Source organism: Lentiprolixibacter sp., from assembly GCF_982873095.1.
Map to the genome: position 1 here is coordinate 1 of NZ_CEYNTP010000058.1, position 12,875 is coordinate 12,875.

At 46.2% G+C, this 12,875-nt stretch carries 14 protein-coding genes; 8 read left to right on the forward strand and 6 right to left on the reverse strand.

The window, feature by feature from the left end; translation table 11 throughout:
- The 6 genes from AC4E7D_RS05365 to pheS form a co-directional block, all read left to right on the forward strand.
- Positions 1 to 535 (forward strand): SH3 domain-containing protein (locus AC4E7D_RS05365; RefSeq protein ID WP_490172783.1); only part of this gene is annotated, 535 nt, incomplete at its 5' end.
- Positions 536 to 592: 57 nt separating this feature from the next.
- Entirely contained in the window at positions 593 to 895 is a 303-nt protein-coding gene (locus tag AC4E7D_RS05370) for a hypothetical protein (protein WP_490172784.1), read from the forward strand.
- A 76-nt stretch (positions 896 to 971) separates the two neighbouring features.
- Positions 972 to 2,549, forward strand: a complete 1,578-nt coding sequence (locus tag AC4E7D_RS05375) for a SulP family inorganic anion transporter (RefSeq protein WP_490172785.1) — start codon at positions 972 to 974, stop codon at positions 2,547 to 2,549.
- A 24-nt stretch (positions 2,550 to 2,573) separates the two neighbouring features.
- A complete protein-coding gene (locus AC4E7D_RS05380; protein WP_490172786.1) occupies positions 2,574 to 3,203 on the forward strand; it encodes a carbonic anhydrase family protein in 630 nt (209 codons plus the stop codon).
- A gap of 99 nt (positions 3,204 to 3,302) precedes the next feature.
- A complete protein-coding gene (locus AC4E7D_RS05385) occupies positions 3,303 to 5,162 on the forward strand; it encodes a SulP family inorganic anion transporter (RefSeq protein ID WP_490172787.1) in 1,860 nt (619 codons plus the stop codon).
- 125 nt (positions 5,163 to 5,287) lie between these two features.
- Positions 5,288 to 6,307, forward strand: a complete 1,020-nt coding sequence (pheS, locus tag AC4E7D_RS05390) for a phenylalanine--tRNA ligase subunit alpha (protein ID WP_490172796.1) — start codon at positions 5,288 to 5,290, stop codon at positions 6,305 to 6,307.
- 23 nt (positions 6,308 to 6,330) lie between these two features.
- Here pheS and AC4E7D_RS05395 read toward each other — a convergent pair whose 3' ends face one another.
- Together AC4E7D_RS05395 and AC4E7D_RS05400 are read right to left on the reverse strand one after the other, a co-directional pair.
- Positions 6,331 to 6,819 carry a YciI family protein gene (locus AC4E7D_RS05395; RefSeq protein WP_490172788.1) on the reverse strand — a complete coding sequence of 163 codons (489 nt, stop codon included), beginning with the start codon at positions 6,817 to 6,819 and terminating at the stop codon, positions 6,331 to 6,333.
- Positions 6,813 to 7,280 carry a CYTH domain-containing protein gene (locus AC4E7D_RS05400; protein ID WP_490172789.1) on the reverse strand — a complete coding sequence of 156 codons (468 nt, stop codon included), beginning with the start codon at positions 7,278 to 7,280 and terminating at the stop codon, positions 6,813 to 6,815. Before AC4E7D_RS05400 ends, AC4E7D_RS05395 begins: the two co-directional genes overlap by 7 nt.
- A gap of 58 nt (positions 7,281 to 7,338) precedes the next feature.
- On the opposite strand from AC4E7D_RS05400, the gene dinB reads away from it, so the two are divergent.
- Both dinB and AC4E7D_RS05410 read left to right on the forward strand, forming a co-directional pair.
- A complete protein-coding gene (dinB, locus tag AC4E7D_RS05405; protein WP_490172790.1) occupies positions 7,339 to 8,436 on the forward strand; it encodes a DNA polymerase IV in 1,098 nt (365 codons plus the stop codon).
- 307 nt (positions 8,437 to 8,743) lie between these two features.
- Entirely contained in the window at positions 8,744 to 9,265 is a 522-nt protein-coding gene (locus AC4E7D_RS05410; protein WP_490172791.1) for a PAS domain S-box protein, read from the forward strand.
- Between the two features lie 30 nt (positions 9,266 to 9,295).
- On the opposite strand, the gene pyk is transcribed toward AC4E7D_RS05410, so the two are convergent.
- The 4 genes from pyk to AC4E7D_RS05430 form a co-directional block, all read right to left on the reverse strand.
- The gene (gene pyk / locus AC4E7D_RS05415) at positions 9,296 to 10,738 is read right to left on the reverse strand and encodes a pyruvate kinase (RefSeq protein ID WP_490172792.1); all 1,443 of its coding nucleotides are present in this window, start codon (positions 10,736 to 10,738) and stop codon (positions 9,296 to 9,298) included.
- Between the two features lie 3 nt (positions 10,739 to 10,741).
- Entirely contained in the window at positions 10,742 to 11,203 is a 462-nt protein-coding gene (locus tag AC4E7D_RS05420; RefSeq protein ID WP_490172793.1) for an IPExxxVDY family protein, read from the reverse strand.
- Between the two features lie 116 nt (positions 11,204 to 11,319).
- Entirely contained in the window at positions 11,320 to 12,054 is a 735-nt protein-coding gene (gene rnc, locus AC4E7D_RS05425) for a ribonuclease III (RefSeq protein WP_490172794.1), read from the reverse strand.
- A gap of 8 nt (positions 12,055 to 12,062) precedes the next feature.
- Positions 12,063 to 12,875 (reverse strand): beta-ketoacyl-[acyl-carrier-protein] synthase family protein (locus AC4E7D_RS05430; RefSeq protein WP_490172795.1); only part of this gene is annotated, 813 nt, incomplete at its 5' end.

Below are 12,875 nucleotides of genomic sequence, written 5' to 3' on the forward strand. Positions count from 1 at the left end.
TTATTACGAAAAAGCCCTCCTCCTCTCCCCAAACGACACAGAAATCAAGAATAATCTGGTCTATGCCCAGAACATGACCCTTGATGCTATAAACCCCTTGCCGGAAACCACACTTGCCCGATTTTATAACCGTATTGCCGGGATCTTTACTTTCGATGGCTGGGCCTATTTAGGAGTAATATTTGTATTGATCTTTGTCCTGGCGTATATCCTGTTTTATTATTTCAGATACCCAACGCACAAAAGAATCGCCTTTATCAGCAGTCTGGTTGCCATAGCGCTTGCAGTAATATTTGTGCTTTTCGCTTTTCTTCGCCATCAGGATTACAAGGCAGACCAACCCGCAATTATTTTCGCCCAGGAAATCAATGTAAAGGCTGAGCCCAACAATCGCAGCGAAGTGGCTTTTACCCTTCATGAAGGCACCAAAGTAAATGTCCTGGAAACCTTTGACACCTGGAAAAAGATCCAGCTTTCCGACGGGCAGGTGGGCTGGGTGCCTCAAAATACGGTGCGTTTGCTGAAAGATTTTTAAGTTTACTGTACCCTCCAATTCGTTCAGAATCTTATATTTGTCTGGAACGGTTTAGGAATGTACTGCACAAAATCCATTTTTGTACTGCTATTTATATGGCTGTTTGCCGTATTTGCACCCCCTGTGATCTCACTCGCGAACACAGAGGACAGGGTGTTCATTTCCCTCAACCAGAATGAAGAGGAACAGCAGGAACAAGGCAAAAAAGACACCAGCGAAGAAAAAATTGTGCAGGAATCTTCAGATTCCTGGGCCTTCACCACTTTAAAAAACACAAGGTCTTATGCCCTGGGTCCTCTGCCCAGCCTATCTGACCATTATCTGGAAATCCCATTACCCCCTCCTGAACATAAGGTGTAATCCACCTTATCTGATTTAAAATAAATTTCAACCCACCTTGGTAGCGGTCCTTATCGGGGTGAAACACCTTTTTGTTATGTTCAAGTATTTAAAAAACGATCTGCCTTCAAGTATTGTGGTGTTTTTCGTGGCATTACCCTTATGTCTCGGAATTGCCCTTGCCAGTGGCGCCCCTTTATTTTCGGGTCTAATTGCCGGAATAGTAGGAGGCATAGTAGTGGGGTTACTTAGCGGCTCCCATATCGGAGTTAGTGGTCCGGCTGCCGGACTGGCTGCAATTGTCCTTACCGCCATTGGCACCCTGGGCAGTTTTGAAAATTTCCTTTTGGCCGTAGTGCTCGGTGGCGTTATACAGCTGCTATTCGGGGTATTAAAAGCTGGTGTAATTGGCTACTACTTCCCTTCTTCAGTGATTAAGGGGATGCTCACCGGTATCGGGATCATTATTATCCTGAAACAAATTCCGCATTTCTTTGGCTATGACGCTACTCCGGAAGGGGATTTTTCCTTTATTCAGGATGGAGGGAACACCTTTACTGACATCTTTACCACCTTTCGTTACATCAGCCCGGGTGCTACTTTAATTGCGGTAGTAGGTCTTGGGATCCTTATTTTATGGGATCGGGTGCTTACTAAAAAAGCCAGGATATTCAGGTTGATACAGGGGCCTTTGGTTGCTGTTATACTTGGGATCATCTACTTTGCGGTAACTCGGGACAATGCCTTTTGGGGAATTTCATCAGATCATCTGGTAAGTGTTCCTGTACCCGGCGACATTGATTCCTTTTTGGGACAATTCAGCTTTCCCAACTTTGGAGGTATTTTCAACACTGAAATCTGGGTGACTGCATTTACGATTGCCCTCGTGGCCAGCCTGGAAACCTTACTCTGTGTGGAAGCCACTGACAAGCTTGATCCCGAGAAACGGGTCACCCCAACCAACCGCGAACTTCTGGCACAGGGTACAGGAAACATCATTTCAGGATTGATCGGCGGCCTTCCCATAACCCAGGTTATCGTACGAAGTTCAGCCAATGTGCAGTCAGGTGGAAAAACAAAGATGTCCGCGATCATTCACGGATTTTTCTTGTTGATTTCTGTGATATTGATCCCGACACTCCTGAACATGATCCCCCTTTCTGTACTGGCAGCAGTACTGTTTATTGTAGGATATAAACTGGCGAAGCCTGCGCTGTTTAAACAAATGTATCGCCTGGGCTGGAAGCAATTTGTTCCTTTCACCGTTACGGTACTGGGGATCATCTTTACAGATCTTCTGGTGGGAATTGGCCTTGGCCTGGGTGTTGGTATCGTGGTAATTCTCATAAAGAGTTATCAAAACTCTCACTTCCTGCATATTGAAGACAAAAGTAACGGCAAGCACAAACTTAAAATGACCCTGGCAGAAGAAGTGACGTTTTTTAACAAGGGGGCTATCCTGAAGGAACTGGATGCTATCCCGGAAAATTCTTATCTTCAATTGGATGTCCGGAATACAAGGTACCTGGACAATGATATCATCGAGATCCTTGAAGATTTTGGAGAAAAGGCGAGGAATCGTCATATCGATATCCTCCTGATCTCCGAATGGGGAGAAGTAGAGAATCCCGGAAGCTACATTGAATTTTTCCGATGGAGAAAAAAACCCGCTTAGTCCAACAATCCAATCTAATTAATTATGAACGCACAAACTCATGAATCCCAGGCACGCATTTCTCCGGATGGAGCCATAGCCCTCCTCAAAGAAGGTAATGCGAGGTTCAGGGAAAATAAGAAGGCAGAGCGCGACCTGATGCAACAGGTAGCGCAGACCACAACAGGGCAATACCCCTTTGCCACTATTTTAAGCTGTATAGATTCCAGGGTATCCGCTGAACTGGTTTTTGATCAGGGCGTAGGAGATATTTTCAGTGCCCGTGTGGCAGGTAATATCGTTAATGAAGATCTTTTGGGCAGTATGGAATTCGCCTGCAAGCTGGCCGGAACTAAAGTAATAGTGGTACTTGGCCATACCAGTTGCGGGGCCGTCAAAGGAGCCTGTGACAATGCCAAGCTCGGTAATCTTACTACGCTATTAGGTAAAATAAGGCCTGCCGTGCTCGCAGTAAAGCAACCTGAGGATCCACAGATGAGAAATTCAAAAAACCTGGATTTTGTGGATCGGGTTGCTGAGATGAACGTAAACCTTACCCTCGAAGATATCCGTACTAAAAGTCCGGTGCTCCGCGAAATGGAAGAAAATGGAGAAATCCGAATCGTTGGTGCCATGTATGATATTACCACAGGAGGAGTAACGTTCTATGATTAGTCTTTGCCTAATCTTGTTAAAAAGCCCCTGATTTTGAGATCAGGGGCTTTTTTTCACATAAAAAAACGTATTTTGGATACAGAACAACAACCTTAACCATTGTCCAGATTCTTAACCAACTTCAGGGGAGACCTTTTGGGGGGGATTACAGCAGGTATAGTAGCACTTCCCCTAGCACTCGCTTTTGGGGTGTCTTCTGGCTTAGGTCCAAGTGCCGGACTCTACGGCGCTATTTTCATTAGTTTTTTTGCAGCCATATTCGGGGGCACCCCAACGCAAATTTCGGGGCCAACAGCCCCGATGACCGCGGTAAGCATGGTAGTCATTGCCAGTATCATCGGTATTTATGACGGCAGTGTTGAAAAAGCCCTCCCGGCGATTTTGCTGGTTTTCCTGTTGGCCGGGTTGTTCCAGATAGGGCTTGGCCTTTTAGGGATTGGCCGATACATCCGCTATATCCCCTATCCGGTGGTTTCTGGATTTATGACGGCCATAGGGGTAATTATCCTGGTAACGCAGATATTACCCGCCCTGGGGTATTACCCCAAAGAAGACGAAAAATGGGTAGAACCTTTTAAACCCCTGGCGGAAGCGCTCATCCTCGAAAATATCCTCAGGGAAGAAGCGGGAGAAGGTATCCTGGTACTCGAAGATTTTGAAGAAACCATCTCCAGGGCAAGTGAAATCACCCAGGAAACCATTGCAGAAGAAGCACGGACGCTTGCAGCAGAAGAGGCTTCCGGTGTTATGGGAGCCATTAAAGTATTGCCCAGGGCACTGGAAAACTTAAACTGGCTGGAGCTCATACTTGCGCTGTCAACCATCTTCATTATTTATGGATTCAAACGCATCACGAAGGCAGTCCCCAGCACGCTGGTAGCCCTGATCGTTGTCTCCGGAGTTGCCTATGGATTTAACCTGGATTACAGGACCATCGAACAAATTCCGGAAGGATTCCCCGTACCTAATTTGGAAATATTTACACAATTCAAGGTAAGTGTCATAACCCCCTTTGTTTTTACTTCATTAACGCTGGCATTGTTGGGTGCTATTGATTCATTGCTTACCTCCGTGGTAGCAGACAATATGACCAAAACCAAACACAACCCCAACAAGGAATTGGTAGGCCAGGGCATTGGTAACAGTATAGCAGCCCTATTTGGTGGTATCCCGGGAGCCGGGGCAACCATCCGCACAGTGGTGAATATCAATTCTGGTGGTAAAACACGCCTTTCCGGAATGATTTCCGGGGTATTGCTATTGATTATTCTGCTGGCCATGGGCCCGATCGCCTCAAAAATCCCCGCAGCGGTACTGGCCGGAATACTTATCAGAGTGGGTATTGCCGTGATGGATTACAAGGGGCTCAGGGCGATCCCTAGCCTGCCAAAGGACATCACCCTGGGGCCGGTAAAATTGAGTTCAGAAGTAATCATAATGCTGGTAGTCCTGATTCTTTCCACTTTCTGGAACCTGGTTTATGCGGTGGGTATCGGACTTGTGATCGCTTCTTTGATGTTCATGAAACGAATCGGTGACCTTACCAAAAAGCGGTCAGATGTTAAATCATTGTCCCGTGAAGTGGCCTGGGCTGATGAAAAGAACTTCCCATCGGCCTTAAAGGAAGAAGTATTCATCAAACACCTGAAAGGCCCGCTTTTCTTTGGCTCTACCAGCGATTTCCTTGCGCTTTCCAAACAAATCCCTGATACTGCAAAAGCAGTGATCATCCGATTGGGCAGAACCCAGTATATGGACCAGTCTGGCCTGTATGCCATGGAAGAGGTCTTGCAGGAATTGCGTAAAAAAAAGGTGATGGTCCTTTTCGTAGATGTACTGGATCAGCCCCGCTACATGATGGAGCGGATCGATATCATCCCTGACCTCGTTCCCCCGGAGCACATATTCGAGACCTTTGACGAATGCGTACGGTGGATCCGTGAGCAAAATAAACATTAGGTTCTACTGCTCCGCTTTGCTTTTTTGTAGGTGAGCCCGACAAGGAAATATGAGAATTGTGTTAACTTTGACCTTTGAATTTTGGGAAAGGCCCTGAATAAAGGCTATTGATCATGGAGCACAGCATGATAGAGGAACTAAAAGAACATATCGCCGAAGTAGAACAGTTTTCTGCGGATAACCTTGAAGCCGTAGAGGACTTCCGAATCAAATATTTGGGCAAGAAAGGCGTGCTGAATCAATATTTTGCCGCCTTTAAGTCCATTCCCCCGGAGCAGAAGAAAGATTTTGGTCAGACCATCAACCTGCTGAAAAATAAGGCCACTGAACGGGTAAATACCCTGAAGGACAATCTAGGCAAACAGCAGAAAACGACACAAAAGTATGGCGACCTCACCCGTCCCGCAGAGCGCATGGAACTCGGGGCAAGGCACCCTATTTCTATTGTTAAGAATCAGATCATTGAAATCTTTTCACGCATAGGGTTCAATGTCTCTGAAGGTCCGGAAATAGAAGACGACTGGCATAATTTCACCGCATTGAACCTGCCAGAGCATCATCCGGCACGGGACATGCAGGACACCTTTTTTGTGCAGACCAATCCGGATATCTTACTGCGTACCCACACCTCTTCTGTTCAGGTGCGCTACATGGAAAAACACAAACCCCCTATTCGTACGATCTCCCCGGGCAGGGTCTACAGGAATGAAGCGATATCTGCGCGCTCGCATTGCTTCTTCCATCAGGTAGAAGGCCTGTATATAGACCACAATGTTTCCTTTGCTGACCTTAAACAAACCCTGCAATATTTCACGCAGGAATTATTTGGTAAATCCAGGATAAGGTTGCGCCCTTCTTATTTCCCATTTACAGAGCCCAGTGCCGAAGTGGATGTTTACTGGGGACTGGAAACCGAAACGGATTACCGGATGACCAAAGGTACCGGCTGGCTCGAGATCATGGGTTGTGGTATGGTGGATCCCAATGTGCTTGATAATTGCGGGATAGATTCAAAGGAATATACCGGTTTTGCCTTTGGAATGGGTATAGACCGAATTGCCCTGTTACTCCATCAGATTTCGGACATTCGGCTGTTGAGTGAGAACGACCTCCGCTTCCTGGAGCAGTTCAGAAACGCTTTGTAGAAAGCTCGCTATCCTGGATTACATTACCTAAGCCCGAACCCCTTGGCGGCCCACCAGGGGTGAATTTCTATTACGAGCCGGCCTGCTTTCACCATAGGGTCCATATTAGCCAGGCTATCAGCCATTTCCAGTGTTGGCGTATTGTAAATGGTTATGCCCCTTATCTCTCCGTCATCCCCAAAAGGTCCGGATATGTCAGCATAACCTTCCTCGTACATTCGGCCCAAATGGGCGAGGTGAAGTGCCTGTAAACTGTCTGCTTCTGATTTAGTTTGTGAACGGTTGGGTCCGGATTTTAAGAATGCTATAAAATACTGCTGCATCAAAACGGTGTCCCCAGAGTCCTCGTCTATATAGTCGAATACCTGAAACCCCTTTGCAACCAGATCTTCTTTTATCGCAGACACCGATGGTTTTTCGATGCTTTCCGCCGGAATCCTCTTTTTCCTTACTTCACAACTAAGGAAAAGCAGGCTTCCCAGTATTATCAAAATAAGTGCATTCCTCACCATTCCCCGTAGTTTACCCGGCTCAGCTGAGCATTGTAGTATTTTGGGTCGCCCGTTACCTCTTGTCCGAGCCAGGAGGGTTTTTCAAAAGGTTCTTCAGGGCTTTCGAGTTCTACTTCCGCGACCACAAGCCCGGCATTGTTTCCTTCAAACACATCCACCTCAAAAAGGTGCTTTCCCACAGGGACCAGATACCTCCTTTTTACGATTACCTCCCCCTCGCAGAGCTCCAGTATTTTACGGGCATCTTCTCCTGGGATATCGTATTCCCATTCAGAGCGGCTCACTCCCATGGCATCTGAGATCCCCTTAATAGTAATTTTTCCCAGTCCGTCCTTAATGCGGATGCGAACTGTGCGTTCCGGATCCGTGTTCAGAAATCCTTGTTGGATTAAATAGTGGGTAGTGGCCTCATCTTTATAGGCGCCCGAGCGTACCAAAAACTTTCGTTCTACTTCCCTCATGATGGATTTAGAGCTGTTGCAACCACTGCCCAAACGAAGATAAGCTTTAAATTTGTTTATGACCGATTCGCTCCCCATCAGAAAAATAATCCATGTGGATATGGATGCTTTTTATGCCTCGGTAGAGCAGCTGGATAACCCCGAATTGAGGGGCAAACCCATTGCTGTAGGCGGTGGAGAAAAACGAGGTGTGGTTTCTGCTGCCAGCTACGAGGCACGGCAATTTGGGGTGCGAAGTGCCTTAAGTGGCTTCATTGCAAAACAGCGCTGCCCTGATCTGATCTTTGTTAAACCCCGGTTCGACCGCTACCGTGAAGTGTCTCACAAAATCAGGAAAATCTTCCTGGAATACACTGACCTGGTGGAACCCCTATCCCTGGATGAAGCCTACCTGGATGTGACGGAAAACAAAAAAGGCAATCCCTCCGCAACCCTCATTGCTAAGGAAATACGAGCCCGAATCTACGATGAGCTCGGCCTGAGGGCCTCTGCAGGTATTTCCATAAACAAATTTATCGCTAAAGTGGCCAGCGACATCAACAAACCAAACGGACAAAAGACAGTTGGTCCGGAAGAAGTATCGGACTTCCTGGAACAATTGGAAATAAGAAAGTTCTATGGGGTGGGTAAGGTCACCGCAGAAAAGATGTACAAGCTTGGAATATTCACCGGGCTGGACCTGAAAGGCAAATCCCCTGAATTTCTGGAAAGGCATTTTGTCAAAAATGTGATTCATTATCATCAGGTGGTTCGCGGTATACACCTGTCTCCTGTGAAAACCAACCGCGATCCTAAAAGCGTAGGGGCAGAACGGACATTTTCGGAAAATCTGAGCAGTGAAATCTTTATGACGGAAAGACTGGCCCATATTGCAGCTGAGCTTGAGAAACGTCTGCAGAAAAATCAGCGGGCCGGGAAAACCATCACACTCAAAATAAAATACAGTGATTTCAGCCTCCACACCAGGAGCAAAACCCTGAATGATTTTATTTATAGGAAAACGGACATACTAACCGAGGCAAAAAAACTTTTACTACAGGAAAAACTTGAGAATTCTGTGCGCCTGCTTGGGATTACCTTATCTAACCTGAATACAGGTAAAGACCATGAGGAAGAAAAGCAAGGGATATCCGTACAACTGAGTTTTGAGTTTTAAAACGAACTCTTATTCAGAGGATTTTTGGGCTTTTAAGTGGTGCTCCCGGAAGTGGAACCATCGTTGATACCCCATAGTTTTTCCTTATATACCTATTTTTTTTGTTTATCCTTTTCCCTTTGAGTACGGGGCTTATCGAGGATTTTTTAAACAAAACTGTTAATCCCTTGCAGATATTTTATCAGTTTTGGTGCTTTTTATAGTATTGAATAAAAATTGCTGTGAAAAAGAAAGTTTGATCACCGAATTTACTTTCTCATCACATAGCGAACGAAATAGACAGAACGAACAAAAAAGTTGTTTTTTTATGCATGAAATGCACAATTTCGATAAAGCCGCTTCTAAGTTTTACAAAAATATAGGGCTTAAAAGCCTCCCCCTGCTCTCCTGGGATCTGTCAGGTACCCACTATCAAAAAATCTGCGGATTATATAATGACCTTTCGGCATTTGAATCTCTGGCCGAAGAAAATAAATGGGCGTCCATCAAAAATATCGCTGAAGCCTTACTGGAGAAGGAACAGATCGTAGTGGTAACAGACATCCATCAAAATATCGTAAAAGCATCCCACAACATTTTTGGGATGAACGGGTATTCAAAGGAAGAGATCGTGGGTCAGAAACCCAAAATCTTCCAGGGCCCGGAAACCTGTCAAAAAACGACCAAATACATTTCCCAGGCCATTGCGAAACGCGAGTCGTTTGAGGCCACGGTATTGAACTACCGCAAAGACGGCAGCCCTTATAAGTGCTGGATCAAAGGGGAACCCATTTACGACACCAAAGGCAAAGTGGTTAACTTTATTGCCTTTGAAAGGGAGGTTGCCTAAGGCGTCAACAAACAAGCTGGTTTTACGGACTTAGATCGCGCAAGTTTCAATTTCGGTAACCCTTAGGGTGTTGACCATACCCTTATTCTTGATAGGCATTGCAGCTAGACTGATTAGCATATCACCCACCTCAAGCCAACCCTGTTTACAGGCAATCGCATTTACATCCTCTATAGTTTCATCAGTAGAGACAAATTTGTCGTAATAAAAGGCCTTGACCCCCCAAAGCAGGTTTAATTGGGTGAGGATCCTTTTGTTTGAGGTAAATACCAGGATATGTGCGCTTGGCCTCCAGGCCGAAATTTGAAATGCCGTGTAGCCACTATTGGTCAGTGTGGATATGGCTTTCGCCTGTATTTCATTCGCCATAAGGGCCGCATGGTAGCATACCGTTTTTGTGATGTAACGTTTGGTTCTGATATGTGGAGGTTCCTGGGGGACTTTAATCAGGTCTGAGCCCTCAACACTTCCCAGAATACTCGTCATTTTTTCGATTACCTGTACCGGATAATTCCCTACAGAGGTCTCCCCTGAAAGCATAACTGCGTCCGCCCCATCCATCACTGAATTGGCCACATCGTTCACTTCTGCACGTGTTGGGGTTAAACTGGTGATCATGGTTTCCATCATCTGTGTTGCGATGATCACCGGAATCCGTGCTCGCTTTGCCCTGAGTACCAGTTTTTTCTGAATAAGGGGTACTTCCTGTGCCGGGATTTCCACCCCTAAGTCACCACGGGCCACCATCATGCCGTCACAATAGGATACTATCTTGTCTATATTCTTTACGGCCTCGGGCTTTTCTATTTTGGCGATAATCGGAATTTTATGATCCGAGTTGTCCTTGATAAGGTTTTGCAGGTCGATCAGGTCCTGGCTGTAGCGAACAAATGAAAGCGCGATCCAGTCAACCTTCTGACCTATGGCGAATAAGGCATCCTGAATGTCTTTTTCTGTCAGGGCCGGTAGTGAAATGTTGGTATTGGGCAAGTTTACCCCTTTTTTAGATTTCAATGGCCCTCCCTGGATCACCTTTGCCTTTACCTTGCTCTCACGGTCAGATTCCAGGATCTCAAAGATCAGTTTCCCATCATCGAGCAGAATGCGCTCTCCGGGGTTAACATCCCTTGGGAAGCTATCGTAGTTCATATATACCCGCTCACTATCCCCTTCAAACGGCTCCCCGGTTTCAAAAATTATCTCATCCCCTGGCGACACTACGGCTTCACCGGCCATAACCCCTACCCGGAGCTTGGGGCCCTGCAGGTCGGCCAGTATGGCTGTATATATCCCCAGCTCGTCATTGAGTTCCCGTATCATGGCAATACGACTTTCAACATCATCGTAATCTGCATGGGAAAAATTAATGCGGAAGACATCAACCCCGGCCTTTATCATGTCTCTCAGGATGTCCTTAGAGTTAGTTGCTGGGCCCAATGTGGCCACTATTTTAGTTTTTTTACTGGTTGGCATGTCCTAGAATATCAGGTTTTGTTTTGACTTCAGGCGTACAGTGTCAATCTCGTATACGGCAATTACATGTGGGATATTGAGAATGGCTGCAATGATTTCTTCTGCAGGCTGCTCTGCCCCCACCTCGGTACGTAAAATGAAATCAGCGTCTCTATACTCCGGCACCAGATAATGCCGGTTCACAGATGGTTCGTTGGGAAAGAGGTCGCCCAGGTTTCCCCCTTCCTCAGTGCTGCTTGAATTACATAGAAGGTGCCAGTTAATGTCCTGCAATTCGTCTTTCCATTCAAAACAGGGAAAGGCAATGTTTTGATACAGATCAAAGTCAGTGCTGGAACGCTTAAGACCAAGCTTTAAACCCCCATTTAGGGCGAAAGCCATGGCGTAATCTTCCGCATTGCTGTGAATTGCGAAAAGCCGAAAGGCCTCTTCGAAGTAATCCTCTAAAATCCGGTGTGTTATCATGTCCAGATTTTGGCGGTAAAGATAGGACTATTACATAAATCCACGCATAAAGTACCGGAGGAATGGCCTAAATAGCCCTACGAAATCGATTGCGGCAAGGGTAATTCATCGTAACATTACTTCGAAATACGATCCTGAAGCGCGTAAAAGGCTCTTTTCGAGGCTTTTTCCTCTGCTTTTTTCTTGGAGGTAGCCCTTGCTTTGGCCTTGACTTTCCCGTTGATGGAAAGTTTTACGGAAAAATGTTTGACAGAATCGTTCCCCGTATCTTCATAGACATCGTAGTGAAAGGCTTTTTTCTGTTTCTGGCACCATTCGATTACCAGGCTTTTATAGCTTATTACCTTTCCTTCTAATTGCTCAATATCCACATAGGGCTCAATCACCCTTTGATAAATAAACTTTTCACAATAATTGTATCCCCTGTCCAGATAAATGGCCCCCACGAGGGCTTCAAATACATTACCGTGGATATTGTCCCCAAAATGGGCCTTGGGGATCTTGCTTTCCACATAGCGGATCAGTTCTAGGTCTTTCCCGAGCTCATTCAGGTGTTTGCGGCTTACGATTTTGGACCTCATCTTGGTGAGATAGCCCTCATCTCCTGCCGGGACTTCCATATACAGGTGTTTGGAAATGATGGTCCCCAACATGGAGTCCCCCAAAAATTCAAGTCTTTCATAATTCAGGGGGTTCCCCTTCTTGTCTCTTTTGTTGGCCGATCTGTGGAGGAAGGCCTTTTTATAGATCTTAAGGTTCCTGGGTTTAAAGCCTAATATTTTTGTCATCCCCAAAAAAAAATCCCCATCCTCCTTGGAATGGGAATTAAAAAATTTTGAGGCGATATTCATTGTGGCTCTTAACTAATTTTCCTGAATATGACACAGGCATTATGACCCCCAAATCCAAATGTATTGCTCATGGCCACATTCACTTCACGGGCCTGAGCCTTATTAAGGGTCAGGTTTAATTTTGGATCGATATTTTCGTCCACTACGGAGTGGTTGATGGTTGGCGGTACCAGGTTGTGTTCCATAGCCAGGATGGAAGCGATGGCTTCAATAGCTCCGGCTGCACCCAACAAGTGGCCCGTCATGGATTTGGTTGAATTGATATTGATATTCGGAGCATGGTCCCCAAATACCTGGGAAATGGCCTTGAGTTCAGCTACATCCCCCAGGGGTGTTGCCGTGCCGTGTGTATTAATGGCATCAACATCCTCGGGTTGCAATCCTGCATCCCGAAGGCAATTTTCCATAACCTTTACTACTCCTATACCATCCGGATGCGGGGCTGTCATGTGGTAAGCATCACTGGATAGCCCACCCCCGGCAACTTCGGCATAGATCTTTGCCCCCCGTGCTTTCGCGTGTTCGTATTCTTCCAGGATTAACGCCCCTGCTCCTTCCCCAAGGACAAACCCATCACGGGTAGCGTCAAAGGGCCTGGAAGCGGTTTCCGGGCTTTCATTGCGGGTGGAAAGTGCGTGCATGGCATTGAAACCACCCATTCCTGCTTTGGTTACCGCAGCTTCACTCCCCCCAGTGACGACAACATCACAGTATCCCAGGCGGATGTAATTCAAGGCATCGATAAGGGCGTTGGCTGAAGAAGCACAAGCGGAAACCGTGGTATAATTAGGGCCCATAAACCCGTGCTTTATAGAGATGTT

Excerpts from the sequence above, each read along its gene's own strand:
- AC4E7D_RS05370 (WP_490172784.1), top strand. The coding sequence starts at position 593 with ATGTACTGCACAAAATCCATTTTTGTACTGCTATTTATATGGCTGTTT.
- AC4E7D_RS05375 (WP_490172785.1), top strand. The coding sequence starts at position 972 with ATGTTCAAGTATTTAAAAAACGATCTGCCTTCAAGTATTGTGGTGTTT.
- AC4E7D_RS05380 (WP_490172786.1), top strand. The coding sequence starts at position 2,574 with ATGAACGCACAAACTCATGAATCCCAGGCACGCATTTCTCCGGATGGA.
- pheS (WP_490172796.1), top strand. The coding sequence starts at position 5,288 with ATGATAGAGGAACTAAAAGAACATATCGCCGAAGTAGAACAGTTTTCT.
- AC4E7D_RS05395 (WP_490172788.1), bottom strand. The coding sequence starts at position 6,819 with ATGGTGAGGAATGCACTTATTTTGATAATACTGGGAAGCCTGCTTTTC.
- AC4E7D_RS05400 (WP_490172789.1), bottom strand. The coding sequence starts at position 7,280 with ATGAGGGAAGTAGAACGAAAGTTTTTGGTACGCTCGGGCGCCTATAAA.
- dinB (WP_490172790.1), top strand. The coding sequence starts at position 7,339 with ATGACCGATTCGCTCCCCATCAGAAAAATAATCCATGTGGATATGGAT.
- AC4E7D_RS05410 (WP_490172791.1), top strand. The coding sequence starts at position 8,744 with ATGCATGAAATGCACAATTTCGATAAAGCCGCTTCTAAGTTTTACAAA.
- pyk (WP_490172792.1), bottom strand. The coding sequence starts at position 10,738 with ATGCCAACCAGTAAAAAAACTAAAATAGTGGCCACATTGGGCCCAGCA.
- AC4E7D_RS05420 (WP_490172793.1), bottom strand. The coding sequence starts at position 11,203 with ATGATAACACACCGGATTTTAGAGGATTACTTCGAAGAGGCCTTTCGG.
- rnc (WP_490172794.1), bottom strand. The coding sequence starts at position 12,054 with ATGAATATCGCCTCAAAATTTTTTAATTCCCATTCCAAGGAGGATGGG.